Here is a 26313-nt window from a genome sequence, read left to right on the forward strand (position 1 = left end):
CGGCTGATGAACGGCCAAGGCCGAGCAGGCGAGCAGCCGAGCATGGGCTCGGCTCTACACAGGCGCGCTGCCAAACCACCCGCGCAGGAAATCGATCAGCTGCCGCACCTTGGGCGACGGCTGCGTGCTGTGCGGGTACACCGCGTACACGCTCTGCTGCGGGAAGCGATGGTGGCGCAGCACCGGCCGCAGGCGGTCGTGGGCGAGGTCGTCCTCGATCAGCCAGCGCGGCAGTACCGTGACGCCGGCGCCGGATACGGCGAATGCGCGAAGGCTGCTGGCACCATCCACGCGCACCACCGCATTGCCGGGGTTGGTGGCGAACAGGGCATCGCTGCCGTCCGATGCGACCACCGGTACATCGGCCAGGCGCGGATAGCCGAGGCGGGGCAGGGTGCCCAGCTGCACTGGATCATCTACACCCTCCGCTGACTCCAGACGCGCCAGCAATGCCGGAGCGGCGACTGCGCACAACGGGTGCCGCTCCAGTTCAGTGGCGTGCAGCTGCGAATCGGGCAGGCGGCCGAGGCGGATGGCCAGGTCGAAGCGTTCGGGAATCAGATCGGCCGGTGCCGGCGACGTCGACAGGTGCAGTACCAGCGCCGGATGCTGGGTGCGGAAGGCTTCCAGTGCTGGAATCAGCCGCAGCTGCGCGTATTCCGGGGTGGTGGTCAGGCGCAGTACGCCCTGCAGCTGATGCTGGTCGCGGCGTGCGGCATCGATCGCCACCTGTGCGGCGTCCAGCGCCTGCACGCAGTGCTGCAGGAACTGTTCGCCGGCCTCGGTCAGCGCCAGGTGGCGGGTACTGCGCAAAAGCAGGGTCACGCCCAGCTCCTGCTCCAGCCGCTTCAGGTTGAAGCTGACCACCGCACGGCTCAGGCCAAGGCGCTCGGCGGCGGCGGTCAGGCTGCCGGCCTCGACCACGGCGCGGAAGATATCGAAGCGATCGAGGCTGACCATGGTGGCTTATTGTCAAAACAGATTTGACAGTGTTGCAGCTGTTGTCGTGTTTTTCCAACAACGCCGGTCCGCCATGCTGGCGCCTTCGTTGCTGGAGCCTGCTGATGCCTTCCCCGCACCTGCGCCATGAGGCGATCTTCCTGCTGGTGTTCGCACTGGACCTGGTCAACATGTTCATCGCCACGGTGGCCTATCCGGCGCTGGCGGCCGAGCTGCATGCCGACGTCGGTACTCTGGCCTGGGTGGGCACCGCGTACATGCTGGGCCTGGGCGTGGTGATTCCGCTGGCGCCGTGGCTGGCCGCGCGCTGTGGCGAACGGCGCCTGCTGCTCACGGCCCTGCTGCTGTTCGCAGTGGCTGCGGCCCTGGCCGGCGCTGCGCCATCCATTGGCTGGTTGCTGGGCTGGCGGTTGCTGCAGGGGCTGGCCGGTGGCCTGCTGATTCCGGTGGCGCAGGCGGCTGCGTACCGGCAGTGCACGCCTGAACAACGCGGTGCCCTGACCCGGCGCATCCTGCTGGTGGCGTTGCTGGTGCCAGCACTGGCGCCTGCACTCGGCGGCCTGCTGGTGCAATGGTTGTCCTGGCGCGGCGTGCTGTGGGCCAGCCTGCCGCTGGTGGCGCTGGCGATCACCCTGGTGCTGACGTGGATGCCGGCTGATGGCCGGCGCAGTGCGCCGCGACTGCAGGGCTATGCGTTGACTACCGCAATGTCTGCGCTGGGCGCGTTGCTGCTGGCGCTGACCTGGCTGGGTGAGTCCGGGCATCGCTTCACCGGTGCGGGGTTGCTGCTGCTGGCGGTGGTGCTGGGCATCGCCCATCTGCGCCATGCGCGCCGGCAGCCGCAGCCGCTGCTGCGCTGGTCGCTGCTGTCCCATCGAGGCCTGCGCATGGCGATGCTGGTCTATCTGGCGGTGCCGGGGGTGTTCATCGGCAGCCAGCTGGCCAGTACCCTGCAGTTGAATCATGCCGGTTACAGCGCCGCGCAGATCGGCGCACTGATGCTGCCGTGGGCGCTGGCTTCGGCACTGGCGATCAGCGGCAGCCGGCGATTGCTGGCGCGCTTCGGGCCGGGCACGGTGCTGCGGCTGGGCATGGTCCTGCAGGCCAGCGGTCTGCTGCTGATGGCGCTGCAATCGCAGCCCCCGTTTTTGCTGGCCGCCATGCTGTTCGCCTTGATGGGCGCAGGCGGCAGCCTGTGCAGCAGCACCGCGCAGACGCTGGCGTTCCATGGTGTGGACGCTGAGGCGCTGGGCGATGCCAGTGCGCTGTGGAACCTCAACCGCCAGCTCAGCTTCTGCCTGGGTACCGCCGCCATCGCCTTGCTGCTTGCCTTGGCCATGCAGTGGTGGCCGGCGCATGCCACCGGCGCAGCGCTGGGCATGGCTGCCGTTCTCACCTTGCTCCCGTTGGCGCTGCTGCGCCGGACGCAGCTGCATTCCCTTTCCCCTCCGGAGATTGCTTGATGGACATCACCGCCGAACACGAGATCCACCTTCTGCATGACAAACTGCAGGCTTGGTTCCGCGCAGAGGCCGCGGCCGATGCGCTGGACGATCTGATGACGCACTTCTGCGCGGACTTCAGCATGGTCGGCATCTCGGGCCGCAGGCTGGACCGCGCTGCCGTGCAGGCACTGTTCGCAGGTGGGCACGGTGCCCGACCGGAGCTGCGGATCGCCATTGAGGCCGTGCAGACGGTGGAGGCGCCGTCGCCGCTGGCAGTGCTGCGCTACCGCGAGGGACATGCCGTTGACGAGGGAGAAAGCGCATGGCGGGAGTCGCTGGCGGTGCTGCGGCAGGAAGGCGGCCGCTGGCGCTGGTTGGCGCTGCATGAGGTGGCGGCAGCCTGATGGATCCGCCGGGCATGGCCCGGCGCTACCGTGGTTGGCCGTGAACGGGTAGCGCCGGGCCATGCCCGGCGAGCGCAGCGGCAGCAGCCCGCACATGTGCCATCAGTCCTGCCTGTAAACGCCGCAGAATGCAAAGCCGGCACACGCTTTGCCGGGGGCTACGGGAGTAGGCTGGGGTCTTTCCTGCCGGGAGGTGATGTCCATGCGTGTGCGTGCCGTTGCTGTTGCCGTAGCCTTGAGTCTGTCCAGCACAGTGCTGGCCGCCGACACGCCGCCGATGACCCCGGACATCAGCGGAAAACCTTTCGTCGCTCCCGATGTTGGCCGCGACTACGACAAGCGCGTGGTGATGGTGCCGATGCGCGATGGCACCAAGCTGTATACGGTGATCGTGGTGCCCAAGGGCGCCCACAACGCGCCGATCCTGTTGACCCGCACACCGTACGACGCCGCAGGCCGCGCCAACCGCAGCGACTCACCGCGCATGCGCGATCTGTTGCCGCAGGGCGATGAAGTGTTCGTCGATGGCGGCTACATCCGTGTGTTCCAGGACATCCGTGGCAAGTACGGCTCCGAAGGCGATTACGTGATGACCCGGCCGCTGCGCGGGCCGCTGAACGGCACCAAGGTGGATCACTCCACCGATGCGTGGGACACCATCGATTGGCTGGTCAAGCATGTGCCGGAAAGCAATGGCAAGGTCGGCATGCTCGGTTCATCGTATGAAGGCTTCACCGTGGTGATGGCGCTGACAGATCCGCACCCGGCATTGAAAGTGGCGGCGCCGCAGAGCCCGATGGTGGATGGCTGGATGGGCGACGACTGGCTCAACTACGGCGCATTCCGCCAGGTCAATTTCAACTACTTCGCGATGCAGACCGAGAAGCGTGGCAAGGGCGCGCCGTTGCCGTCCCTGGGCTACGACGATTACAGCACCTTCCTGCGCATCGGCTCGGCCGGCGACTACGCGCGCTTCACCGGCGTGGACCAGCTGACCTGGTGGAAAAAGTTGGTACAACACCCAACCTACGACGCGTTCTGGCAGGGCCAGGCGCTGGATGCGGTGATGGCGAAGACGCCGCTGAAGGTGCCGACCATGTGGCTGCAGGGCCTGTGGGACCAGGAGGACATGTGGGGCGCCAACCATGCCTACCAAGCGATGGAAGGACGCGATACCGGCAACACCCACAACTACCTGGTGATGGGGCCGTGGCGGCACAGCCAGGTGAACTATGACGGCAGCCAACTCGGGGCGCTGAAGTTCGATGGCGATACCGCGCTGCAGTTCCGCCGCGACGTGCTCAAGCCGTTCTTCGACCAGTACCTGGTGGACGGCGCACCGAAGGCCGATACGCCACCAGTACTGGTCTACAACACCGGTGAAAACCACTGGGACCGCCTGCAGGACTGGCCGCGCAGCTGTGAAAAAGCGTGTGCTGCCAGCAGCAAGCCGCTGTACCTGCGTGCGGGTGGCAAGTTGGCGTTCCAGGCGCCGGCAGCGGGCGAGGGCGACTACGAGGAGTACGTGTCCGATCCGGCCAAGCCGGTGCCGTTCGTGCCGCGTCCGGTGCGCTTTGGCGACCGCGACATGTGGACCACCTGGCTGGTCAAGGACCAGCGCTTCGTCGATGGCCGGCCTGATGTGCTGACCTTCATCACCGAGCCGTTGACCGCACCGCTGCGCATCGGTGGCACGCCGGTGGTGAACCTGCAGGCGTCCACCAGCGGCACCGACAGCGACTGGGTGGTGAAGCTGATCGACGTGTATCCGGACCAGGAGGCATCGACGCCGGAGATGGGCGGCTATGAGCTGCCGGTGTCGCTGGCGATCTTCCGCGGTCGCTACCGTGAAAGCTTCAGCGATCCGAAGGCATTGGCGGCCAACCAGGTACTGCCGTACCGCTTCGACCTGCCCAATGCCAACCACACCTTCCAGAAAGGGCACCGGGTGATGGTGCAGGTGCAGTCCAGCCTGTTCCCGCTGTACGACCGCAATCCGCAGAGCTACGTGCCCAACATCTACCTGGCCAAGCCGGCTGACTACCAGAAGGCCACGCAGCGGGTATGGCACAGCGCCGCACAGGCCAGCTTCATCGAACTGCCGGTGTACTGAGCTGTGCCGGGAGGGATGCCGGCCAAAGGTCGGCATCCGTTTCTGCAACGGCGACGCAGTGATTGCATCGTCCACCTGCATCGCATAGCGTGCAGCGCTGCTCTGGATGGTGTGAACGATGAAAAGGATGTTTCTCTGCTGCGCGCTCTCGGCCTGCGGTGTGGCGATGGCCGCTCCTGGTGCCTTCGCACCGCAGCTGAGCGGTTTTGAAGGCGACCCACTGCTGGGTGCGGACGGTCGCCTGCGGGTGGCACCAGATGGCTCGAGCATCATTCCGCTGGGACCGGATCGCTGGTACCGCAGCGACTGGTACCAGCAGACAGGCAACGGCAAAGCGCAGCGCTCGCAGTGGTTCGATGATGAAGGACGGCTGCTGCACGCGTCCACGCGAGGCATCCGCTACGGCGACCGTCTTGAAGGCAGCGATCTTCTCTGGAAAGTCGAGCTGCGCGATGAGCAGGGCCGTTATCAGGGGTCCGGGCTGGCCGATGCCCAGGGAACGGTGCCGTTCCCGCCGATGCGCGAGGCCGGTGATTGGGTGGTGATCGCGCCGGACCGGATCGCTTGGCAGGGGCGCGATGGCGGGGCACGCATCTTCAGCCCCGATGGGCGGGAAGTCCTGCGCATCGATGCGCAGGAGATCTGGGTAGGCGGACCCTTCGCAGATCGGAAGGCCTACGTGATCTGTGGTGACTACGACATCGCCCCGTGTCGCGTGCAGGATGAGAAGGGCGCGGTGCTGTTGAGCGCCATCTTCGACGAGGCGCGTCCAGCGGGCGACGACGGCTGGTGGCTGCGTCAGCTGGACACCTGGGCGCGTGTCGATGCGGCGGGCACGCGCGTTGACCGGGCGCTGTACCAGGGCGTGGCGCGATGGCCGCGTTATCGCAGCAGCGTCAGGTTCGATCGTGCTGCAGACAGGCCACTGGAGATGACTCGCCATGCCAACGGCCTTGAGAGCGACGCGCCGGAGCGTGGCTGGTTGCTGCAGGATGGCCGCTTCGTCGCCCTGCCTGCGAGCGCCACCGGCTCGATGATGGACTATTGTCCGGGACGCTGGCTGCTGCGTGCCGAAGGCGAGGTCGATTCGATCGTGGACGCGCAGGGAACGGTGGTCGCGCAGGCGCGCTCATTGGGTTCCAACGACCACCCGCAGTTTCCTTGGCGGCTGCGCAATGCCTATGACGGTGTCGGTGCGGCGATCCTCGATTGTGATGGCAGGGTGCTGTTCGAGCAGGCAGACGTGGTCGACTATCGCGCGACCGATGCTGGTGTACTGGGCACGCTGGCGGGCGAACGATCACCGCGCCTGTGGATTGGCGGCGATCTGCGGCCGCACCTGATGCCCGCAGGCCTGCGCCTGCAGGAAGACTACATCGCTCCACCGCTGCTGGTGCTGGGCGATGACGAAGGCAACGCGCACCTCTACAACACGCAGCAGGGGAAGGTCGTGGCGACATCCTTCGGCTCGGTCGAAGCGCTGACTGCCGCGCATCTGATCTTCCTGCGTGACGGCGGCTACGGAATGATGCTGGCCGATGGTCGCGAGGTGTTGCCGCCGATCCATGCGCAGATCCTGCCGATGTCGGCCGAGCGGGTCTGGACACGCCAGCACGTCGGGCGCGATGGCGACTGGAAAAGCGAGATCACCCTGTTCGATGGCAACCAGCACGTGCTGGTACGCCGCCGGTTCGAATCCGGTGCAATGGGCAGGGTGCCTGTGCGCGAAGGCGGCGATCGCGTGCCTGGGATCCTCGCCCTGTCGCTGGATATTGCCGTGGACGACACCAACTATGGAGTGCGCCAGTGGCTTGGGCCTGACGGCCAGGTACTGGCCAGTGCCATTCACTGCAGCGAGGAACAGCGTGGGGGCGAGGGCGACTCAGGGGTCCTGCTGGGCCGAGGCTGGCGTGTGGACAGCGATCCAAAGCGGCCTTGCCAGGTACCTGCGACGGTAATGCAGGCGGCGCAGGATAGCGGCATCCACTAGTGTTTCATGCGGCGCTGGGCCCTGCAGGGTCCAGCGCGGGCAGGAACACCCCAGAGCTTCAGCCGACCTTCGAAGGACCGGTGCGCCAGCGGCTGGGCACCAGCCCAAAGCGCTTGCGGAATGCCGCAGCGAAGTTGCTGGGATGCCGATAACCGGTTTCCGCAGCAGCCTGCTCCACGCTCCAGCCCGATTGGCGAAGGCCCTGCTCGGCGTGTCGCATGCGTTGCTCGTGCAGGTAGTCGAATACCGAGCAGCCGTATACCTGGACGAAGTGGCGGCGCAGCGCGCTGGGGCTCATGCAGGCCAGCTGGGCCAGCTCGACCAGGCTGTGCGCATGGCCGGGATCGTCATGCAGGAAGGTCCGCACGCGCTCCAGCCGGCTGCGCTGGCCGCTGCGCAGCATGCGTGTGCCGTCAACGTGCAGGTCCTCGGCTTGCAGGCCCACCGTCAGCATCTGCAGCGCCACGCCTTCGCGCCAGAGTGCATCCAGGTCGCCCTGCCAAGGGCTTTTGAACAGCTGCGAGAGGGTCGGCAACATCGCGTGCGGGACGGCCCAGTGGCGGCATTCCAGTGGCGCGCGCAACGCCTGCTGCAGCTGCGGTTGCTGGAACAGGTCCGGATCCATATCGGCGGGCACCAGCAGGCTGATGCCACGCAGGCGCGTATTGCCCGGATGGACGCCAACCATTGCCACATGATCGCGGTGGCTGGTGGTCACTGCGGTGCCTGCGCGCAGGCAGAAGTCACTGCGGTTGGGAACCTGCACGTCGACCTGGCCCTGCAGCATCACGCGGATGACCAGGCCGGGCCGTTCATGCGCGGTGGCGGTATAGGCGATGCGGTTGTGCACATCCGATGCCAGCAGGCTCATGCCCCCGCGCAGGGTCTGTTCGTGCAGGTCGCCGTGACCGGCCCATTGTTCTTCGCTCAGGTCGCTTGGATCGGCGCGGTAGTCATAGCCGTGGCGCTGGCCAAAACGGCGGTAATCGGCAAACGTGAAATATCGGGACATCGCTCGGCGCTCAACCATAGAAGATGGGTGCCGGCGACCAGTGGCCCGCACGTTCCATCGTGCACCTGCAGCGCGGATCGGTCCTGCGCTTTCAGAGGTAGAAATAGATCCCTGTCATTTTCTCCAATGCCAGCCCGAATGCGATATCCAGCGGGTCAATCGATTGGCATTTACGGCCAAGTTGAAGGTCGCGCAGCAATGCGCGGGCGTACTGCAACTGCTCGGGTTGGGTGATCGACTCGTCTTCGTAGTGGTCAAAGAGCAGGCCGAGCCGGGCATTGAGCGTGGCAAGGAAGCCGCTGTCGAACAGAAGGTCGACCGTGGCATCGCTGAGCATCACCTCGTACAGGTCGCCGGGCAGGCAGGAATCGGTATCCAGCCGCCGTTCGGCATCGCTGGAAAGCGGAACGCAGGCTGTACGCATCGGCGCTTCTGTGGCGGGCATGCGCGCAAGTATCGCGCATGAAGCGCTTTCGTCACGAAGAAGGGCGTAGTGTCTGTGTGGTCGGACTATTTTGTCCGAATCGGTTCCCAACAGATGGAGATCACAGATGATTGATTATCGGCTCAACGGAAAAACCGCGATCGTAACCGGCGGTGTTTCCGGCATCGGCCTGGCGGTAGCGGAAACGCTCGCTGCATCCGGTGCACGCATTTCGGTGTGGGACCTGAAGCAGGAGGCGGTGGATGCAACGGTAGCCGCACTGCGCAGCCAAGGGGCTGAGGCCATCGGCATTGCCCTGGATGTCACCGACGAGGCTGCGGTGGAAGCGGCCGTGCAGCGCACGGTGAAGGAACTGGGCGGCGTGCACATCGCGGTGAACAATGCGGGCATCGGCGGGCCAGCGGCAAGCAGCGGTGACTATCCGATCGATGGCTGGAAACGCGTGGTCGATGTGAACCTGACCAGTGTTTTCCTGTGCCAACGGGCGCAGATCCAGGCGATGCGTGCGGCGGGCAGCGGCGGCAGCATCATCAACATGGCCTCCATCCTGGGCCAGGTGGGGTATGCCGGCTCGACCGCATATGCAGCGGCCAAGCATGGCGTGGTCGGCCTGACCCAGACGGCTGCGTGGGAGCACGCCGCCGATGGCATCCGCATCAATGCGGTGGGCCCCGGCTTCATCAATACGCCGTTGCTTGAAAAGATGGACGCCAAGGTACGTGCAACGCTGGAAGGGCGGCATGCGCTCAAGCGCTTGGGAACACCGCAGGAAGTGGCCGCGCTTGTCGCCTGGCTGGCCAGCGACGACGCCTCGTTCGCCACGGGCACGTATTACGCCATCGATGGTGGCTATCTGGCGCAGTAACCGGATGCAACAGAGGTGCGCATGGCGGTGATCACTGGATCCACGCCATGCGTGGACGATTCCGTGCGGTGAAGAGGGCGTGCCACCGCCTTCACCCCCGTCCCACGGCCGCCGAGCAACGCTCCGGGAAACCTCCGGAGCCTCGCTATGGAACTGACCCAGGACATGTCCATTCTGCTGCGCGTGGCCGCCGCCATGCTCTTTGGCGGCGTGCTGGGCGTCGAGCGCGAGATGGGCAAGCATGCTGCCGGCCTGCGCACGCACATGCTGATTGCCGGTGCTGCGGCGCTGATCGTCGGGCTCGGTGATTCGGTGGCAGAACATTTCCAGCAGGAGCGCTATCGCGACCTGCTGCAGGTCGACCCGGTGCGCCTGATCGAAGCGGTGGTGGCCTGCGTCGGTTTCGTTGCCGCAGGCACCATCCTGCGTGGCAATCGCGAGGACCAGGTCAGCGGGCTCACCACCGCCAGTTCGCTGGTCATGGCCGCTGCCATCGGCATTGCCGTGGGCATCGGCAAGTACGTGATCGCGCTCGGCGTCAGCGTGCTGTGCGTGCTGGTGCTCGCCCTGATCCGACGGGTGGAGAGGAAGCTGTAAGCCGAAAAATGGTACTACCAATAATTGCGTATAGCCCTATGGTCTAATAGGCTCTTCGCAGGATTGGCGGTTCAATTCGCGCCTGTGGTCCGATCATTGGTCAAAGTGGTACGACCAATGGTGGCGGACACGACGCCCCCACGCGGTGGGGAACCTCCTGTTCCTGTCGAGAGCCCTCATGCAGCCCTGGCAACACGTGTACGACCCCGCTGGCAACCTGTGGTTGTCGAGCCTGATCGCGCTGCTGCCGATCGCCTTCTTCTTCATTGCCCTGGCCGTGCTGCGCATGAAGGGCTGGATCGCCGGCACCCTCACCGTGGCCATCGCGCTTGGCGTGGCGCTGCTGTTCTATCGCATGCCCGTGGCGCAGGCGCTGGGCGCGGCCGGCTTCGGCTTCGTCTATGGCCTGTGGCCGATTGCGTGGATCATCATCGGCGCGGTGTTCCTGTACAAGGTTTCGGTCAAGACCGGCCAGTTCGACATCATCCGCGCCTCGATCCTGTCGGTCACCGAGGACCAGCGGTTGCAGATGCTGATGGTCGGCTTTGCCTTCGGAGCCTTCCTGGAAGGCGCGGCCGGGTTCGGTGCGCCGGTGGCGATCACCGCCGCGCTGCTGGTCGGGCTGGGCTTCAAGCCGTTGTATGCGGCCGGGCTGTGCCTGATCGTCAACACCGCGCCGGTGGCGTTCGGCGCGATGGGCATTCCGATCATCGTGGCGGGGCAGGTGACGGGACTGGATGCGTTCGAGATCGGCCAGATGGCGGGTCGCCAGCTGCCGTTCCTGACCATCATCGTGCTGTTCTGGATCATGGCGATCATGGATGGCTGGCGTGGCATCAAGGAAACCTGGCCGGCGGTGCTGGTGGCCGGTGGCTCGTTCGCCATCGCCCAGTACCTGACCTCCAACTTCATCGGCCCGGAACTGCCGGACATCACCGCCTCGCTGGCGTCGCTGGTCTGCCTGACCCTGTTCCTGCGCCGTTGGAAGCCGGTGCGGATCTTCCGCTTCGATACCGAAACCAGCGCCGAGGCGGCTGCACAGGCGCTGGAAGCGCCGCGCCATAGCGTCGGCCAGATCGCCAAGGCATGGTCGCCGTTCCTGATCCTCACCGCGATGGTCACCGTGTGGAGCATCAAGCCGTTCAAGTCGTTGTTCGCAGCTGGTGGCCCGTTGGAGAGCTGGGTGCTGAAGATCCCGGTGCCGGGCCTGGACCAGCTGGTGCAGAAGATGCCGCCGATCGTCGATGCGCCGCTGAGCTATGAGGCGGTCTACAAGTTCGACTGGTTCTCGGCCACCGGTACCTCGATCATTCTCGCTGCGGTGATCGCGATCATCGCGCTGCGGATGCCGGCCAAGGCAGCGCTGCAGACCTTCGGCGAAACCGTGCGCGAGCTGCGCATGCCGATCTTCTCCATCGGCATGGTGCTGGCCTTCGCCTTCATCGCCAACTATTCGGGCCTGTCGGCCACGCTGGCGCTGGCATTGGCGCACACCGGCAAGGCGTTCCCGTTCTTCTCGCCGTTCCTGGGCTGGCTGGGCGTGTTCCTGACCGGTTCGGATACCTCGTCCAATGCGCTGTTCTCGGCGCTGCAGGCCACCACCGCGCAGCAGATCGGCGTGTCCGACGTGCTGCTGGTGGCGGCCAACACCACCGGCGGCGTCACCGGCAAGATGATCTCGCCGCAGTCCATTGCCATTGCCTGCGCAGCGGTGGGCCTGGCCGGCAAGGAATCGGACCTGTTCCGCTTCACCGTCAAGCACAGCCTGATCTTCACCACGATGGTCGGCCTGATCACCCTGGCCCAGGCCTACTGGCTGACCTGGATGATTCCCTGAGCATGCACAACAGGCCGACCAACAGCGGCGGGCTTCGGGCCACAATGACGCCATGAGTACACAACGGGTTTCGGACAAGGTGGCCGCGCAGCTGCGTGCGCTGGTTCAGGAGCGGCAGCTGCAGCCGGGCGACAGGCTGCCGGCCGAGCGCACGCTGTCGGTGCAGCTGGGGGTCTCGCGCACCGCGCTGCGCGAGGCCATCGCGCAGTTGGCCAGCCACGGCCTGCTGACCGCGCGGGTGGGCGGTGGCACCTATGTGAGCGAGCCCGCCGCACGGGCACGGCAGGCACTGGATGAGCCGCTGGTGCCGTACCTGCCGTTGTTCCAGGGCGACCCGGAATATCGATTCGACGTGCTGGAGATCCGCCACGCGCTGGAAGGCGCTACGGCCTGGCACGCGGCGTTGCGCGCGACCGACGAGGACCGCGCGCGTATCGCCCAGGCGTTCCAGACCATGATGGACGCGCACGGAAAGGACGATCCCACCGGCGAGGCCGAGGCGGATGCGGCCTTCCATCTGTCCATCGCCGAGGCGTCACACAATCTGGTGCTGCTGCAGGTGATGCGTGGCCTGTTCGAGCTGCTGCAGACCAACATCTCGCAGAGCCGTGAAAAGCTGTACACCTCGGCCAGGACCTTCTCGCCGTTGTCAGACCAGCACCGCGAGATGATGGATGCGGTGCTGGCCGGCGACCCCGAACGTGCGCGCGCCGCCGCGCATGCCCACCTCGAGTTCGTGCACACCACGCTGCGCACCCTCGATGACAACGAAGCCCGGCGTACGCGGGCTTCGCGTCTACCTTCCCCACACGGTTGACCCCATGATCATTTCCGCCTCCACCGACTACCGTGCAGCAGCCGAACGTCGCCTGCCGCCGTTCCTGTTCCACTACATCGATGGCGGCGCCTATGCCGAGCACACGCTGAAGCGAAACGTGTCCGACCTGTCCGACATCGCGCTGCGCCAGCGCATCCTGCGCAACATGTCTGACCTGAGCCTGGAAACCGAGCTGTTCGGCGAGAAGCTGGCAATGCCGGTGGCGCTGGCCCCGGTTGGCCTGACCGGCATGTACGCCCGCCGTGGCGAGGTACAGGCTGCACGCGCGGCCGACAGCCGCGGCATTCCGTTCACCCTGTCCACCGTGTCGGTGTGCCCGATCGAAGAAGTCGCGCCGGCGATCCAGCGCCCGATGTGGTTCCAGCTGTACGTGCTGCGCGACCGTGGTTTCATGCGCAATGCACTGGAGCGCGCACAGGCGGCGGGCGTGACCACGCTGGTGTTCACCGTGGACATGCCGGTACCCGGTGCGCGCTATCGCGACGCACACTCGGGCATGAGTGGTCCGAACGCTGCAATGCGCCGCATCGGCCAGGCCATCACCCATCCGCGCTGGGCGTGGGACGTGGGCCTGCGCGGACGCCCGCATGACCTCGGCAACATTTCCACCTACCGTGGCAACCCTACGGGCCTGGAGGACTACATCGGTTGGCTGGGCAGCAACTTCGATCCGTCCATTTCGTGGAAGGATCTGGAATGGATCCGCGAGTTCTGGAAGGGTCCGATGGTGATCAAGGGCATCCTCGACCCGGACGATGCGCGTGACGCGGTCGCCTTCGGCGCCGATGGCATCGTGGTCTCCAACCACGGCGGCCGCCAGCTCGATGGTGTGTTGTCCACTGCGCGCGCCTTGCCAGCCATTGCCGACGCGGTGCAGGGCGACCTGAAGATCCTCGCCGATTCGGGTATCCGCACCGGTCTGGACGTGGTGCGCATGCTGGCGCTGGGTGCCGATACCGTGCTGCTGGGTCGCGCCTTCGTCTACGCGCTTGCCGCGCAGGGCGAGGCCGGCGTGGCCAACCTGCTGGACCTGATCGCCAAGGAAATGCGCGTGGCGATGACATTGACCGGCGCGCACTGCATCGCCGATATCGGCCGTGATTCGCTGGTGCGCCTGCCATGAGTGATCGCAATACGGTGCTGGAACAGTTGCGTGCCGCGGTGGGGGACCGCCACGTACTGACCGGTGACAAGGCCACCCGTCGCTTCCGTCGCGGCTATCGCTTCGGCGACGGCCCGGTACTGGCGGTGGTGCGCCCGGGTACGCTGCTGCAGCTGTGGCGTGTGCTGCAGGCGGCGGTGCAGGGCGGCGCGGCGGTCATCCTGCAGGCAGCCAATACCGGCCTGACCGGCGGTTCCACCCCGGATGGCGACGATTATGGCCGGCCGATCGTGCTGGTCAGCACCCTGCGCCTGACCGGCATCCAGCTGTTGAACGAGGGGCGGCAGGTGCTGTGCCTGCCCGGCGCGACGCTGGACCGTCTGGAGCAGACGCTGGCACCGCTCGGCCGTGAGCCGCACTCGGTGATCGGCTCGTCCTGCATCGGTGCCTCGGTGCTGGGCGGTATCTGCAACAACTCCGGCGGCGCGCTGGTGCGCCGCGGCCCGGCCTATACCGAGCTGGCGCTGTATGCGCAGGTCGACGCACAGGGCGAACTGCAACTGGTCAACCATCTGGGCATCGCGCTGGGCGATACGCCCGAACAGATCCTGCAACGCTTGCAGGATGGCGACTACCGCGCCGCAGATGTCAGCAATGGAGATGGCCGCGCCGCCTCCGATCCGCGTTACGCCGAGGAAGTACGCAAGGTCGACGCCGATACCCCGGCACGCTTCAATGCCGATCCCAGCCGCCATTTCGAGGCGGCCGGTTCGGCCGGCAAGCTGGCCGTGTTCGCGGTGCGCCTGGATACCTTCGAGAAGGAGGCCGCCGAGGTCTTCTATATCGGCAGCAACCGCACCGACAGCCTGACCGCGATCCGCCGCCAGCTGCTGTCCGGCTTCGAGCGCCTGCCGATCGCCGGTGAATACATCCACCGCGATGCCTATGACATCGGCGAGCGCTACGGCAAGGACAGTTTCCTGCTGATCGACACGCTCGGCACCGCGCGCGTACCGGCGGCATTCGCGCTGAAGAGCCGGGTCGATGGCTGGTTCGAACGTCTTGGCCTGCGTGGTGTCACCGACCGGGTGATGCAGGCGCTGACCGGTCTGCTGCCTTCGCACCTGCCCAAGCGCATGGGCGAGTTCCGCCAGCGGTACGAGCATCACCTGCTGCTGAAGGTTTCCGCACAGGATGCGGCCGCCACCGAGGCGTGGCTGCGCAGCTTCTTCAACGACCATGAAGGTGGTTACTTCCACTGCACGGCGGACGAAGGGCGCAAGGCGTTCCTGCACCGCTTCGCCGTGGCCGGTGCCGCCGTGCGTTATCGCGAAGTGCACCGCGGGCAGGTGCAGGACATCGTGGCGCTGGACATCGCGCTGCGCCGCGACGATGCCGACTGGTTCGAGCAGCTGCCGGCCGATATCGATGGCCGCCTGCTGCACAAGCTGTACTACGGCCACTTCCTGTGCCACGTGTTCCACCAGGACTACATCGCGCGCAAGGGCGAAGACCCGATGGCCATCGAGCACGCGATGTGGGCGTTGCTGGACCAGCGCGGTGCCGAGTATCCGGCCGAACACAATGTCGGTCATCTGTATCCGGCCAAGCCGGCGCTGGCCGACTTCTACCGCACGCTGGACCCGAGCAATACCTTCAATCCTGGCATTGGCCAGACGTCGAAGGCAAGGCACTGGGGCAACTGCGACTGCGACGCGCACTGAGCCGCAACGCGACGCCTGCGCTACCATCGGCCCCTCGCAAGGACGCGCCGGTGCGCCCAGGATGATCATGAATTGCACGCGTATTGCATACGCTCTGTTGTCTGCACTGCTGCTGGCATCGTCGCTGCCGGCCGCGGCGGACGTTGCACCCGTTCAACAGGATGCCGCAGGCAACCGGCTTGAAGCGCTGCTGCAGCAGGGCGAGCAGGGAGCGGACGAGCCCGAGCGCTACTGCACTGCCGACGGCCAATGGTGCGTGCGGGCGCTGCCTTCACCGGGCGACGACCAGCCGGCATCGCTGGAAGTTGCCGAGCGCGCAGGTGATGCAGCTGAACCGCAGATGCGCTACGTCCCCATCGACGTGGTTGACGACGGCGACCTGCGGGTCTGGCCCTTCATCGTGCGCCTGGCCGCCGGTACGGGTGCAGGCCAGGCCGTGGCCGATCCGCAGCAGGCGGCACTGCAGAACGTGCTCGTCGGCGGTCTGGTGGAGGTCCGCACGATGTATTCCGGCGGTGGCGCCAGCGCAACGACCCTGCAACTGGCGCGCATCCGCCATCTCGACGAGGGCATCCAGGTGGACGCCGACGTGCTGTCGGTTGCGTTGTCGGCCAACAAGATGATCCGGGCCTGTTTCAGCGAGCGCGATTTCGATCAACGCGCCGGTGCCTGCCACGACGAATACAGCTTTGATGCGCAACTTGCACTGGCAACCGAAGGGCAGGACATGCCCGTGCTGCGCTACCAGACCGAGGCCAGCAATTATCCGGCCGGGGTATCACCGCAGCGGGACTCGTTGGCCAAGGGGCGATTGAAGAAAAAGGACCTGCGTACCGAACAGGACGCGGAATGCAGCTATACGCGGCAGTTCCACTTCAGCGATGGGGTGTTCCACCCCGACCAGGCGCTGCCGGACTGTGCCGGCTATACCGAACCCTGAGCCACATAGAGCCGAGCCTGCGCTCGGCTGTCACGGAAGAGCAGCCGAGCGTGGGCTCGGCTCTACAAAAACTGTGGCGGCGTTTACTCGCAGCGGGTGGCGGTGATGATGTTGTCCTTGTCCACGAACACGCGCAGGCGGTCCTGGCGGATGTCCTTGGTGGTGATGGTGGCCGGGCCGATGGGGTTGACCATGCCGGCACCGCTTTCGCGGGACAAGCGGCGGATGTTCGGCTCGTTGGCGGGCTGGCCGATGGCCCAGCCCAGCTGGCTGGCATCGCAGCGGCCACTGCCTTGGACCTCCGGGCCGGGCGTGCTGACACAGGCCGACAGCAACAGGGCCGAGGCGGGCAGCAACAGAGTCAGGCGGATGGTCATGCGGGCGCTCCTGCGCAGGGGATTGGCGGCACGATAGCACTGACCGCGCGAAACCCGGCAGCGTTCGGGTCATTGCCCGTGCGGCCGCCGCACTGCATAGTGGCCGACGTTGCCGGCAGCGTGCCGGCGGGCAGGCCGGGCCACTCCGGTACAGGTGTTGGGTCCAGTATGACGGCAGGCAGTATCCGTGGCAGGCAGAACACAGTGAAGTCGGTGGCTGTGCTGTCGCTGCTTTGCATGGCAGCAACGGTCGTGGCTGCCGAGCCGATCATCGCGCCCGACGCCGACGCACCTGTGTTCGGTGCCTGGCGCAACCTGCAGACCGAAGCCGGTTACCAGCCGCCCCAGCGCAATCTGGCGTTCGCGATGCTGCCGCAGGCCGCCACCCGGGGTGATCGCTTCGTCATCCTTGACCGTGAAGGCAAGCGCGCGGTGTGCTGCCTGCAGGTGGCCAGCGAGTCGCTGGGTGTTGCCGCGCTGCGCGAGCAGTTCCACCTGCCGCAGGCCGGTGTGACCGATCTGAGCAATGGCCGCAGCCCGGCGCGCCCGTACCTGCCGCATGTCTATGCGATGCAGCGGGTGGATGAACTGGCCGACTATCGTTTCGCCGATGTTGCCGGTGCCTACAGCGATCTGGGTGGGCTGCTGCTGCCTGACGCCGCCGGGCTGGCCGCTGACGGCAGCGAGGTGCGCCTGGGCGAGGCCCATTATCGCCTGCAGTTCCACCGCCAGCCGCTGGCCGATGATGATGGCGCACTGGACCGCTATACCCTGCAGGTGTTGCCCGCCGGTGTCCCGGTCGTGGTTGAAGTGCCGTTCGGCACCTACTGATTGCCACATCCTGTTGGCTAGAATGGCGCGCGGCGCTTCCTGTCGCGCCTGATCCCGCGAGTTGTTGCCGTGCGATTCCTGCTGCTTCCCCTGATGTTGCTGGCCGGCTGTGCCAGTGTGCCTGCCACGCCGCCGCCGGCCCATTCAGATGCGCTGTGGCGCCTGATCGAGCGTGACTGCCAGGGCGCACAGTCGCCCCGTGGTGACTGCCTGCAGGTGCGTCCGGCGGTCGACCACCGCGATGTGCTGGTCAAGGACGCGCACGGCCACTATCAGTTCCTGCTGATGCCGCTGGACAAGGTCAGTGGCATCGAAAGCCCCGCGCTGTACCGACGTGGTGCACCCAATTACTTCGCCGCCGCCTGGCAGGCCCGCGTGCGCACCGAACAGGCGCTGGGCCAACCGCTGCCGCGCAGCGTCGCCAGCCTGGCATTGAATTCACCGCATGGCCGTTCGCAGCATCAGCTGCACATCCACGTCGACTGCCTGCGCGCTGACGTGCTGCAGGCGCTGGAAGACAACCGCACGACGCTCGGTACGCAGTGGGCGCCGCTGCCGGTGCTGCTGCGCGGCCATCGATACCAGGCGCGACTGTTGCCGGGCGAAGCGTTGACCGCCAACCCGCTCAACCTGCTGGCCTATGACCTGAGCGGTGTGGGCGAGGTTGGCCAGTGGAGCCTGCTGGTGGCGGGGCACGAGTACGTGCACGGTGCACCGGGCTTCATCCTGCTGGCCACGCAGCTGGATCCCGGCAGCGACAATGATGCCAGTGCCGAGGAGCTGCAGGACCATGCCTGCAGCGTGTTGACCGGCGCCGATGCTTCGCTGGAGCGGGTGCGCTAGTTTCCTGCCGACTGCCGTTGCCGCCAGAGGGGGGCCGTCAGCGCGTACAACTGGCGGTCCTGCCAGCCCTCGTGATCCAGGTGGTGATCGCGCAGAAGTCCTTCGCGTTCGAAGCCGATCGCCTGCAAGGTGGCAACCAGCGCGCTGCCTGCATCGGGCGGCAGCAGGACGAACAAGCGGTGGATCCCCACCTGTTCGAACAGGAACGTGCACAGCGCCTGCAATGAAGGGGCCAGCTGCCGTTGCCGGGGGCAGCCGCCGGTATGCAGCCAGCGCAGTTCAACGCTGCGCGCATGTGCGCACTGCAGCCGCAGGTTCAGCTCGTCCAGCAGCTCACCCGCTGCATCGAAGCTGCCCAGCAGCAGATGATCGTTGTCGTGCTGCAACTGCGATCGCTGCACACCGCAGAGGAAGCGCGCCTCGGCATCGAGGTGGGCAGGCGGGCTGCAGGTGCGTTCAACCTGACGATAGTGACGACGCCAGGCCACGAGGTCCGAGCGCTGCAGCGCGCGCAGCACGACGGGACCGTGCTGAAGCAGCAGGAGGTGGCGGCGCAGCACGGGTCGCAGCGGTGGCAGGGGAGTAGGGGAATGCCGGTTCATGGGGTGGGACGATGACGCACAGCGGCGAGCGGGAACAATAAAAGAAGTTGCAAACGCAGCACCGTTGCGGCTTGCGGTCTGATTCGGTTCAGGCATAAGGCCATCAGGGCTGGTCATTTCCGTTGCAACCATCCGTTCAGGACACTTTCGTTACGGGATCGTTATGCGCGCACCGTCGCCAGCGCCCCGGACCACCCGCCCAACTCCCCCAGGAAGCCCATGTCCGCCTCTTCCCTGGCGCTGCGCCCGCGTCCGCTGGTGCTTGCCTTGTCGTCCCTGATGCTGGCCTCGTTGCCGGCCTTCGCGCAGGAAAGCGCACCCACCTCATTGCAGGAAGTGAAGGTCACCGGTTCGCGCATTCCGCGCGCCAGTGTCGAGGGGCCATCGCCGGTCACGGTGATCAGCCGCGAGCAGATCGATGCGCAGGGTTATCGCAACGCATTCGATGCGTTGAGTGCGCTTACCGAAAACACCGGCAACGTGCAGGGCGAGGACTTCGGCAATACCTTCACCCCTGCGGCGAACACCATCAACCTGCGTGGCCTGGGCCCGAACCGCACGCTGGTGCTGGTCAACGGCCGACGCCAGGCCGATTATCCGCTGGCCTACGAAGGCTCGGTGAACGTGGTCAACCTGGCCAACATCCCGAGCGCGCTGATCGAGCGCATCGAGGTGCTGGCCGCCGGTGCATCGGCGGTGTACGGCTCCGATGCTATTGCCGGCGTGGTCAACATCATCCTCAAGGACCGCTTCGACGGCGTGGACGTCAACGTGCGTGCCGGCGGCACCCAGCAGGGCGGTGGTGACAACCAGCGCGTGCAGGTGGTCGGCGGCAGCTCGGGCGAACGCTGGGAAGGCCTGTTTGGCTTCGAACTGGATGTACGCAAGGCGATCCACGCGCGGCAGCGCGACTTCATGGATTCGCTGGACGATGATCCCACCGGCAAGGCGCCGCAGCCGACGGCAGTTGCCTATCGTCGCAACGCCGCCACTGGCCGTAACATCGATCCGGGCGCGGCTGGCTGCGATGCGGCTTCGGCCATCTACGGCGGCAGCGTGTTCCGCGCCAACAATCCGCGCCAGGGCTGGTATTGCGGCAGCAACGAAGCCGCTGCCAGCTACTGGACCGTGCAGACCGAGAAGCGCAACCTCAACGGCTACGGTCTGCTGACCTTCCACGTCAACGACACCACCGACCTGTTCGCCGATGTCGCCGTGGGCAGCGCACGGATCCACAACAATACGCGCGCGCCCACCTGGACCTCGTCGCGCAACTACTTCTACAACCAGAACACGGGCAACCTGGAGAGCTGGTATCGCCGGTTCGCGCCAGAGGAGATTGGTGGGCTGCCGCGCAACGCCAACCGCTTCCTGGAAAACTCCTGGTCGTTCAACGTCGGTGCGCGCGGCCAGATCGGTGACAGTGGCTGGGACTACGAAGCGGTCTACAGCCGCTCGCGCTACGAGAACCGTACGCGCCGCCCGGTGCTGCTGGCCGGCATCAACGAGTACCTGCTGGGCCCACAACTGGGCGTGCGCAACGGCGTGGAGGTCTACGCACCGGATCCGTCGCGCCTGTTCCGGCCGCTGACGCCCGATGAGTACGGTCGCCTGTCCGATTATCAGGAAAGTCGCAACGCCGCGTGGCTGCAGACATTCAGTGCGACGGTCAATGGTCGCCTGTTCGCATTGCCGGGTGGCGATGCCGCGTTGGCCGCGGTGGTCGAGGCGGGCAGCCAGGGCTACCGCAACCGACCGGACCCGCGGCTGGGCACCGGTGAATTCTGGAACACCAGCGCCGGCATCGGTGCCGGTGGTGAGCGTGACCGCTACGCGGCGGGCGTTGAATTGCAGCTGCCGTTGCTGCAGTCGTTGACCACCACCCTGGCGGGTCGCTACGACCAGTACCGCGCCGCTGGCGAGCACATCGGCAAGGCCACCTGGAGTTTCGGTGTTGAATTCCGCCCGATCGAAAGCCTGCTGATCCGTGGCACCGCCGCCACCAGCTTCCGTGCGCCGGACATGAACTATGTGTTCGCCACCGAGACCCGTGGCTACAACCCGGGCATGACCGACTACTGGCGCTGCCGCACCGCCGGCCAGTCGTATGACAACTGCGACTACAACGGCCTGTCGATCGACTACAGCAACCGCGCCAACCCGCAACTGCAGCCGGAGTCGGCCAAGTCGTATGGCTTCGGTGTGGTCTGGTCACCGCTGTCCGGGCTGGATTTCAGTGCCGATTACTACGACATCCGCATCGACAACGAGGTGACCAGCCTCGACACCAGCCGCATCCTGCGTGATGAGGCCGATTGCCGACTGGGTCGCACCCTCGGTGGCGAAGCGCGCGACATCGGCTCGCCGCTGTGCCAGGACGCGCTGTCGCGGGTGATCCGCAACCCCTCCAACGCCACCGTGCAGCCGGACCAGGTGACCCGCGTACTGATCAACCCGATCAATGCGGCGTCGGAATCGGTGCGCGGCATCGACCTGAAGGGCAACTGGCGCTTCGATGCGGGCCGCTACGGCCGCTTCACAACGCGTCTGGCCTACACCCTGGTGCTGGAGCACGAGTACAAGCAGTTTGCCGATGACGAAGTGCGCGACATCCGCAATTCGCTGGATGACTGGCAGTGGCGCAGCAAGGCCAATGGCAGCATCACCTGGAACCAGGGCGACTGGACTGCGACGATCTATGGCAACCGCTATGGCTCGTTGCCGAAGAGCGATGGCACCGGCCGTATCGCCCCGTACATGACTTACAACGCCAGTGTGTTCCGCCAGTTCGGCGAGAACCTGACACTGGGTGTGATCGTCAACAACCTGCGCGACAGCCGGCCGCCGGCGGACAGGAATGGCGGGGGGTGGCCGTTCTATCCGGTCGGCAACTACGACCCGTATGGCCGCCAGTTCTGGGTGGAGCTGGATTACCGGTTCCGTTGATCACAGCGGTAAACGAAAGGCCCGGCAATGCCGGGCTTTTCTTTGTCTGGCACTTCGCTTCCAGCGTCATGGAGTGGCATGCTCACAAGGTCACCAGGGAGGAAGCAGCGCATGGACGTTCGTCATCTGATGGTTGTGGTACTTGCAGTTGCGGGCTGTAGCAGCAAGGAAGAAGCACCTGCTGTCGCTGACAAGGATGCCACGATGGCGCCTTCCGATCGGGTTGAGGCAGCGACACCGGCACGTTCCGTTGCTGCATCCGCAGGCACTGCCGCCGCTTCGCCAGGGCTTGCAGTCGTTGCTCCGGCGCCCACTCAATCAGGTGAGGCTTTTCTCTCTGGCGAAAGGAGCCTGTTGAGCGAGGGGGCGATGTCCGTCGAAAGATTCCAGGCAGTGGTCGGTTCGAACAGGGCATTCGCGCAGGCGGTCAGCCAGTTCGAGCAGGACGTGGCGCGCAACCCGGAAGCGCAGGATCTGACCGCGCTGTACAGGTCAGCGGTGACCGCCGCACTGGACGGAAATACGGACCTTGTCTCGTTCGCGTGCGGTTACAGCCTGTGCCTGGGCGAGATCCGCAGCCGGACCGACGACGGCTTCAGCGCTTGGGCACGCTCCTTCGGTGACGGCAATACGCCCCCCGTCTATGCATTCGCAACGGCCGAGTACACCCTGGGCCGGAACCTGCATTCGGGCCGCTTCGTGTTCTCCACCGATCCGGCTGCCAACGGCATTACCACCCAATAGGCCAAGGCATGCTGGGCGGATGAACCGCTACGGCAGTGCCTGCACCAGATACGACTCGATGACGTAGCTGAAGGGCTGCTGTTGGCGGTCGCGCAGCAGGGCGCGCACTTCCAGGATCACGCCGTGGTCGCCTTCGCCGCGCGGCGGCCAGAAGGTCTGGTCGGTCACGGTCTGGCGCTGGAAGCCGAGCGGGCCGACCACGCGGCCGAACGGCTCGTCGGTCGTGTCGAGCACCTGGTTCATGGCCGGGCTGAGATGGTCGGGCAGGTACCAGTTGTCGGCCTCGGACAGCACGCGGCTGCCGCAGGCCAGCTGCACGCGACGGTAACGCAGCGGCGTGGAGGCCGTTGCGCCCAGGGCCTGCAGTACATCGGCCGGTGCGGGCTTGTCCTGGCCATGCACGCGCACCGCGCGGACCCGGGCCTGCTCGGCCAGCCCATGCTCGGCGCACCAGCTTTCCAGCGTGGCGGTAGCGCTTTGGCCGTTCAGCACGCGCTGGTGCAGCACCTCGACCAGCGCAGCCGAGGCGATCCGCTGCTGGCCCGGCGGCGCCTGCAGAGGCGTGCTGGCGCCGGCATCGGTGGCGGACAGGCTGGCGATCGGGGCGGCGGCCAACAGGGACGCGGCCTGCCAGCGGCGAATACGATCGTGGCGGTCGGACGGGCCCATGCGGCATCACAGCGGAAACAGGCGCCCATGTTACCCGTTCAGGCGTGTATCCGGCGTGCCTGTGACGCAGGGTCGCGGGTGGGATTCATCGTGTTGGTGAATGCGTGGTATGCAGATATTTCGTTGGCCGATGGCAATGGCGGTGGGCAGGATGACGCCAGTGTTGGCTTTCCGGGAGATCCAGATGACCCTGCAGTTTGTCCATGGTGGCGTCGATCGCGACGGTACCCCCCTGCATTTCCACCTCCGTGATGGCCGTTTCGACGGCATCAATGGCGATGACGCGGCAGCAGAGGGGGCTCAATGCGTCGATCTGGCCGGCTTTACCGTCCTGCCGGGACTGGTCGACGGCCATATCCATCTGGACAAGAGTTTCGTGGGCGACCGCTGGCATCCGCATCAGCCGGTGAACAGCCTGCGCGAGCGCTTGGCGGTGGAGAAGACCGCGATGGCCGCCGCCGCACCGATGGCGGAGCGAGCCGAGGCCCTGATCCGCCAGTGCAGCGCATTCGGTACGGTGGCAATGCGTTGCCACGTCGACATCGACGGAAGCACCGGCCTGGACCATCTGCAGGCCGTGCGCGAGGCGGCACTGTGCTGTGCCGACATCATGCGCATCCAGCTTGTGGCGTTCCCGCAGGCGGGCGTGATGTCGTGCCCAGGTACGGCGGCAGTTCTGGAACAGGCGATCGCCGCAGGGGTGGAAGTGCTCGGTGGCATCGACCCGAGCACACTGGACGGGGATGCCGAAGGCCAGCTAGGTCTGTTGTTTGGGCTGGCCGAGCGTTATGGCGTGCGCCTGGACATCCACCTGCATGAGCCGGGCGAGACCGGGCTGGCGCAGCTGTTGCGGATCGCGGCGCGCACGCGTGCGTCGTGCCTGCAGGGCAGGGTGGCGGTCAGTCATGCCTATGCGCTGGGTGAGGTGCCGTTGGCGCGGGCGCTGCAGGTGGGTGACGCATTGGCTGCCGCAGGCGTGGCGATCATGAGCAATGCGCCGGGTGACCATCCGTTCCCACCGCTGCGCGCCCTGCACGACGCGGGTGTGCGTGTGTTCGCGGGCAACGACAACATCCGTGACTGCTGGTGGCCGTATGGCAATGGCGACCTGCTGCAGCGGGCAATGCTGCTGGGCTATCGATCAGGCTTCTACACCGATGCGGACCTGATGCTGGCGTTGGACATGGTCACCACCCATGCAGCGGAGGTGATCGGGTTGCCGCAATACGGTATTGCCGAAGGTCTTCCGGCCACCTTCGTGGCGGTGCGTGCCGACCACGGGCCCGCGGCGGTGGCAGCAGTGCCGGGCGAGCGCCGTGTGGTGGTTGACGGCCGCTGGCTGTAGCGGCCGGGCTGCGCCCGGCCCCCATTGGTAGTGCCGGCCGCTGGCCGGCAAGCTCAGAAGCAACAGCAACAGCAAAGGCGTGCAGCCCGTGGGAGGGCGGGGCGGTGTCGGATTGCGGGGACGCCGCAAGTCCCCCTCCGGGGCCCGGCCCAGCCGCTGGCGGCTGTGCGTTCGGACGCTTGCGAAGCAGTGCTTCGCAAGCAAAGCGCCCTCACCCCTGTAGGCTTGGCCGCGGCTTGCTCGTGTGCGCTGTCCTGCGCACACGGCAAGACCGGGGTTGGGCGTCCTGCCCAACCCGCCCGAGGCATGCCTCGGGCCCATGCCGCGGACACCCCGCAATCCGACACCGCCCCGCCTTCGACAGTTCCCCGATGTCTGGTAGATCCACGCCATGCGTGGATGAATCTCCATCGAAATCGAATATTTCGAAATCGGGATGAATAATATCCACGCATGGCGTGGATCTACTGTCGATCAAGGTCGACACCCACCAAGAGCACGCCATGCCATTCCGACAGATCGCGGAGATCTGTCGAAGGCGGGGTGGGTCCGGTTGCGGGGGCGTGAGCGCCATGGATGGCGCGACCGAGCTTACATGGACGTACTTGCAGCGTCCCCCGCAACCGGACCCACCCCGCCTACCCTCAGGAAACCCGCTTCTGCTGTTGCTTCGGCCGTTGCTCTGGCCTCTGCAGGTGCAGGGCGCAGCCCTGCCAACCTTTCACTCCGGCTCGCGCTGTACCTGCCGCCAGAGCTCAGCGGCCAGCGCACGCACCGCATCATCGGCATCGGCGCGATGCAGCAGACCGATCTCGTAGTTGTCGACCACCGGCAGGTCGCGCTCGCCATCGATGACGCGGTGCTCACGGTTGACCGCGCGACGTGGCAGCAGGCTGATGCCGATGCCGTCGGCCACCGCGCCCTGGATGCCGCTCAGCGAAGAACTGGTGAACGCGATGCGCCAGCGCAGGCCCAGTGCCTCGACGGCCTGGATCATCTCGTCGCGGTACAGTCCGCGGGGCGGGAAGGTGACCAGTGGCAGGGGGTCCTGCTGCAGGCTGCTGCTGCGCAGGCTGTCGATCCAGTGCATCGGTTCGCGCCGGCACTGAACGGCCTGGCGGGTGTTGCGACGTTGCTTGACCAGTACCAGGTCCAGCTCGCCATGGTCGAATCCATGGGCCAGATCACGGCTGAGGCCGCTGCTGATTTCCAGCTTGACCTGCGGGTGGCGGCGGCTGAAGGCGGCGAGCATGCGCGTGGTCTGCGCATTGACGAAGTCTTCGGGAACGCCGATGCGCACTGCGGTCTCCACGGTTGCGCCGGCCAAGGCCTGGGCCAGCTCCTCGTTCAGATCCAGCATGCGCCTGGCATAGCCCAGCAGGGTGTGTCCCGCATCGGTGGGATGCACGTCGCGGTGGCCGCGCTCAAGCAGGCGATGGCCGGCAAGCTCCTCCAGACGACGGATTTTCTGGCTGACCGTGGATTGGGTTGAATGCAGGCGCGTGGCCGCGGTGGTGAAGCTGCCACAGTCGGCGACCATCACCAGGGCCCGCAGCAGGTCCAGTTCGAACACTGTTCTATTCGATTTGGCACTGTCTTGCATTTGAACATTTCACTTCTGGATACCCATGCCGACTTCTACCATGCAGGGCAGGGGCCGGCAATGGTCGGCGCCATCGCGCAT

Annotated in this window: 23 protein-coding genes; 16 read left to right on the plus strand and 7 right to left on the minus strand. The window is 66.2% G+C overall.

Going from position 1 to position 26313, the window contains the following annotated elements:
• Positions 1 to 54: 54 nt before the first annotated feature.
• A complete protein-coding gene (locus HUT07_RS07710) occupies positions 55 to 960 on the minus strand; it encodes a LysR family transcriptional regulator (RefSeq protein WP_176020433.1) in 906 nt (301 codons plus the stop codon).
• Positions 961 to 1064: 104 nt separating this feature from the next.
• Between HUT07_RS07710 and HUT07_RS07715 the strand changes: the two genes are divergently transcribed.
• From HUT07_RS07715 to HUT07_RS07730, 4 genes are all read left to right on the plus strand, one after another.
• Positions 1065 to 2423: an MFS transporter gene (locus HUT07_RS07715; protein ID WP_176020434.1), complete on the plus strand. Its 1359-nt coding sequence runs from the start codon at positions 1065 to 1067 to the stop codon at positions 2421 to 2423.
• Positions 2423 to 2809, plus strand: a complete 387-nt coding sequence (locus tag HUT07_RS07720; RefSeq protein WP_176020435.1) for a DUF4440 domain-containing protein — start codon at positions 2423 to 2425, stop codon at positions 2807 to 2809. Before HUT07_RS07715 ends, HUT07_RS07720 begins: the two co-directional genes overlap by 1 nt.
• Positions 2810 to 3011: 202 nt before the next feature.
• On the plus strand, positions 3012 to 4922 hold the full coding sequence (locus tag HUT07_RS07725; protein WP_176020436.1) for a CocE/NonD family hydrolase: 1911 nt from the start codon (positions 3012 to 3014) through the stop codon (positions 4920 to 4922).
• Between the two features lie 118 nt (positions 4923 to 5040).
• On the plus strand, positions 5041 to 6912 hold the full coding sequence (locus HUT07_RS07730) for a hypothetical protein (RefSeq protein ID WP_254898816.1): 1872 nt from the start codon (positions 5041 to 5043) through the stop codon (positions 6910 to 6912).
• 58 nt (positions 6913 to 6970) lie between these two features.
• On the opposite strand, the gene HUT07_RS07735 is transcribed toward HUT07_RS07730, so the two are convergent.
• Complete coding sequence (locus tag HUT07_RS07735; protein WP_176020437.1) at positions 6971 to 7924, minus strand: AraC family transcriptional regulator; 954 nt, start codon at positions 7922 to 7924, stop codon at positions 6971 to 6973.
• Positions 7925 to 8015: 91 nt separating this feature from the next.
• Entirely contained in the window at positions 8016 to 8348 is a 333-nt protein-coding gene (locus HUT07_RS07740; RefSeq protein ID WP_176020438.1) for a hypothetical protein, read from the minus strand.
• A gap of 127 nt (positions 8349 to 8475) precedes the next feature.
• Here HUT07_RS07740 and HUT07_RS07745 point away from each other — a divergent pair, with 127 nt between their 5' ends.
• The 7 genes from HUT07_RS07745 to HUT07_RS07775 all read left to right on the plus strand — a co-directional run bounded on the left by HUT07_RS07745 (position 8476) and on the right by HUT07_RS07775 (position 16272).
• Positions 8476 to 9234: an SDR family NAD(P)-dependent oxidoreductase gene (locus HUT07_RS07745; protein WP_176020439.1), complete on the plus strand. Its 759-nt coding sequence runs from the start codon at positions 8476 to 8478 to the stop codon at positions 9232 to 9234.
• A gap of 147 nt (positions 9235 to 9381) precedes the next feature.
• A complete protein-coding gene (locus tag HUT07_RS07750) occupies positions 9382 to 9831 on the plus strand; it encodes an MgtC/SapB family protein (protein ID WP_176020440.1) in 450 nt (149 codons plus the stop codon).
• 178 nt (positions 9832 to 10009) lie between these two features.
• Positions 10010 to 11668 carry an L-lactate permease gene (lldP, locus tag HUT07_RS07755; protein ID WP_176020441.1) on the plus strand — a complete coding sequence of 553 codons (1659 nt, stop codon included), beginning with the start codon at positions 10010 to 10012 and terminating at the stop codon, positions 11666 to 11668.
• 52 nt (positions 11669 to 11720) lie between these two features.
• Positions 11721 to 12485, plus strand: coding sequence for a transcriptional regulator LldR (gene lldR, locus HUT07_RS07760; protein ID WP_176020442.1), 765 nt, complete (start codon positions 11721 to 11723; stop codon positions 12483 to 12485).
• A 4-nt stretch (positions 12486 to 12489) separates the two neighbouring features.
• The gene (gene lldD, locus HUT07_RS07765; RefSeq protein WP_176020443.1) at positions 12490 to 13629 is read left to right on the plus strand and encodes an FMN-dependent L-lactate dehydrogenase LldD; all 1140 of its coding nucleotides are present in this window, start codon (positions 12490 to 12492) and stop codon (positions 13627 to 13629) included.
• The gene (gene dld / locus HUT07_RS07770) at positions 13626 to 15332 is read left to right on the plus strand and encodes a D-lactate dehydrogenase (RefSeq protein WP_176020444.1); all 1707 of its coding nucleotides are present in this window, start codon (positions 13626 to 13628) and stop codon (positions 15330 to 15332) included. The genes lldD and dld overlap by 4 nt, the downstream gene beginning before the upstream one ends.
• A gap of 67 nt (positions 15333 to 15399) precedes the next feature.
• Complete coding sequence (locus HUT07_RS07775; protein ID WP_176020445.1) at positions 15400 to 16272, plus strand: hypothetical protein; 873 nt, start codon at positions 15400 to 15402, stop codon at positions 16270 to 16272.
• An 83-nt stretch (positions 16273 to 16355) separates the two neighbouring features.
• Here HUT07_RS07775 and HUT07_RS07780 read toward each other — a convergent pair whose 3' ends face one another.
• Positions 16356 to 16649, minus strand: a complete 294-nt coding sequence (locus HUT07_RS07780; RefSeq protein ID WP_176020446.1) for an I78 family peptidase inhibitor — start codon at positions 16647 to 16649, stop codon at positions 16356 to 16358.
• 168 nt (positions 16650 to 16817) lie between these two features.
• On the opposite strand from HUT07_RS07780, the gene HUT07_RS07785 reads away from it, so the two are divergent.
• Positions 16818 to 17480 (plus strand): decarboxylase, encoded by a 663-nt coding sequence (locus tag HUT07_RS07785; protein ID WP_176020447.1) that lies wholly within the window; start codon positions 16818 to 16820, stop codon positions 17478 to 17480.
• 51 nt (positions 17481 to 17531) lie between these two features.
• The gene (locus HUT07_RS07790) at positions 17532 to 18323 is read left to right on the plus strand and encodes a CDP-diacylglycerol diphosphatase (RefSeq protein WP_303246017.1); all 792 of its coding nucleotides are present in this window, start codon (positions 17532 to 17534) and stop codon (positions 18321 to 18323) included.
• Here the strand turns inward: HUT07_RS07790 and HUT07_RS07795 are convergent.
• Positions 18320 to 18925, minus strand: coding sequence for a GNAT family protein (locus HUT07_RS07795; RefSeq protein ID WP_176020448.1), 606 nt, complete (start codon positions 18923 to 18925; stop codon positions 18320 to 18322). The two genes, HUT07_RS07790 and HUT07_RS07795, sit on opposite strands and share 4 nt — an antisense overlap.
• A gap of 219 nt (positions 18926 to 19144) precedes the next feature.
• Between HUT07_RS07795 and HUT07_RS07800 the strand changes: the two genes are divergently transcribed.
• Both HUT07_RS07800 and HUT07_RS20425 read left to right on the plus strand, forming a co-directional pair.
• Positions 19145 to 21871, plus strand: coding sequence for a TonB-dependent receptor (locus HUT07_RS07800; RefSeq protein WP_176020449.1), 2727 nt, complete (start codon positions 19145 to 19147; stop codon positions 21869 to 21871).
• Between the two features lie 369 nt (positions 21872 to 22240).
• Positions 22241 to 22615: a hypothetical protein gene (locus tag HUT07_RS20425; RefSeq protein ID WP_254898818.1), complete on the plus strand. Its 375-nt coding sequence runs from the start codon at positions 22241 to 22243 to the stop codon at positions 22613 to 22615.
• Between the two features lie 27 nt (positions 22616 to 22642).
• On the opposite strand, the gene HUT07_RS07810 is transcribed toward HUT07_RS20425, so the two are convergent.
• Complete coding sequence (locus HUT07_RS07810) at positions 22643 to 23284, minus strand: hypothetical protein (RefSeq protein WP_176020451.1); 642 nt, start codon at positions 23282 to 23284, stop codon at positions 22643 to 22645.
• A gap of 184 nt (positions 23285 to 23468) precedes the next feature.
• Here HUT07_RS07810 and HUT07_RS07815 point away from each other — a divergent pair, with 184 nt between their 5' ends.
• Complete coding sequence (locus tag HUT07_RS07815; RefSeq protein WP_176020452.1) at positions 23469 to 24629, plus strand: amidohydrolase family protein; 1161 nt, start codon at positions 23469 to 23471, stop codon at positions 24627 to 24629.
• A gap of 721 nt (positions 24630 to 25350) precedes the next feature.
• Here the strand turns inward: HUT07_RS07815 and HUT07_RS07820 are convergent.
• Positions 25351 to 26232, minus strand: a complete 882-nt coding sequence (locus HUT07_RS07820; protein ID WP_176020453.1) for a LysR substrate-binding domain-containing protein — start codon at positions 26230 to 26232, stop codon at positions 25351 to 25353.
• Positions 26233 to 26313 lie beyond the last annotated feature (81 nt).

The organism is Stenotrophomonas sp. NA06056, assembly GCF_013364355.1.
In the GTDB taxonomy this organism is placed as follows: Bacteria; Pseudomonadota; Gammaproteobacteria; order Xanthomonadales; family Xanthomonadaceae; genus Stenotrophomonas.

Coding starts and splice junctions, on each gene's coding strand:
- dld (WP_176020444.1), top strand. CDS start 13,626: ATGAGTGATCGCAATACGGTGCTGGAACAGTTGCGTGCCGCGGTGGGG.
- HUT07_RS07800 (WP_176020449.1), top strand. CDS start 19,145: ATGTCCGCCTCTTCCCTGGCGCTGCGCCCGCGTCCGCTGGTGCTTGCC.
- HUT07_RS07785 (WP_176020447.1), top strand. CDS start 16,818: ATGACGGCAGGCAGTATCCGTGGCAGGCAGAACACAGTGAAGTCGGTG.
- HUT07_RS07775 (WP_176020445.1), top strand. CDS start 15,400: ATGAATTGCACGCGTATTGCATACGCTCTGTTGTCTGCACTGCTGCTG.
- HUT07_RS20425 (WP_254898818.1), top strand. CDS start 22,241: ATGTCCGTCGAAAGATTCCAGGCAGTGGTCGGTTCGAACAGGGCATTC.
- HUT07_RS07745 (WP_176020439.1), top strand. CDS start 8,476: ATGATTGATTATCGGCTCAACGGAAAAACCGCGATCGTAACCGGCGGT.
- HUT07_RS07720 (WP_176020435.1), top strand. CDS start 2,423: ATGGACATCACCGCCGAACACGAGATCCACCTTCTGCATGACAAACTG.
- lldD (WP_176020443.1), top strand. CDS start 12,490: ATGATCATTTCCGCCTCCACCGACTACCGTGCAGCAGCCGAACGTCGC.
- HUT07_RS07730 (WP_254898816.1), top strand. CDS start 5,041: ATGAAAAGGATGTTTCTCTGCTGCGCGCTCTCGGCCTGCGGTGTGGCG.
- lldP (WP_176020441.1), top strand. CDS start 10,010: ATGCAGCCCTGGCAACACGTGTACGACCCCGCTGGCAACCTGTGGTTG.
- HUT07_RS07715 (WP_176020434.1), top strand. CDS start 1,065: ATGCCTTCCCCGCACCTGCGCCATGAGGCGATCTTCCTGCTGGTGTTC.
- HUT07_RS07710 (WP_176020433.1), bottom strand. CDS start 960: ATGGTCAGCCTCGATCGCTTCGATATCTTCCGCGCCGTGGTCGAGGCC.
- HUT07_RS07735 (WP_176020437.1), bottom strand. CDS start 7,924: ATGTCCCGATATTTCACGTTTGCCGATTACCGCCGTTTTGGCCAGCGC.
- HUT07_RS07740 (WP_176020438.1), bottom strand. CDS start 8,348: ATGCGTACAGCCTGCGTTCCGCTTTCCAGCGATGCCGAACGGCGGCTG.
- HUT07_RS07725 (WP_176020436.1), top strand. CDS start 3,012: ATGCGTGTGCGTGCCGTTGCTGTTGCCGTAGCCTTGAGTCTGTCCAGC.
- HUT07_RS07750 (WP_176020440.1), top strand. CDS start 9,382: ATGGAACTGACCCAGGACATGTCCATTCTGCTGCGCGTGGCCGCCGCC.
- lldR (WP_176020442.1), top strand. CDS start 11,721: ATGAGTACACAACGGGTTTCGGACAAGGTGGCCGCGCAGCTGCGTGCG.
- HUT07_RS07815 (WP_176020452.1), top strand. CDS start 23,469: ATGACCCTGCAGTTTGTCCATGGTGGCGTCGATCGCGACGGTACCCCC.
- HUT07_RS07820 (WP_176020453.1), bottom strand. CDS start 26,232: ATGCAAGACAGTGCCAAATCGAATAGAACAGTGTTCGAACTGGACCTG.
- HUT07_RS07780 (WP_176020446.1), bottom strand. CDS start 16,649: ATGACCATCCGCCTGACTCTGTTGCTGCCCGCCTCGGCCCTGTTGCTG.
- HUT07_RS07795 (WP_176020448.1), bottom strand. CDS start 18,925: ATGAACCGGCATTCCCCTACTCCCCTGCCACCGCTGCGACCCGTGCTG.
- HUT07_RS07810 (WP_176020451.1), bottom strand. CDS start 23,284: ATGGGCCCGTCCGACCGCCACGATCGTATTCGCCGCTGGCAGGCCGCG.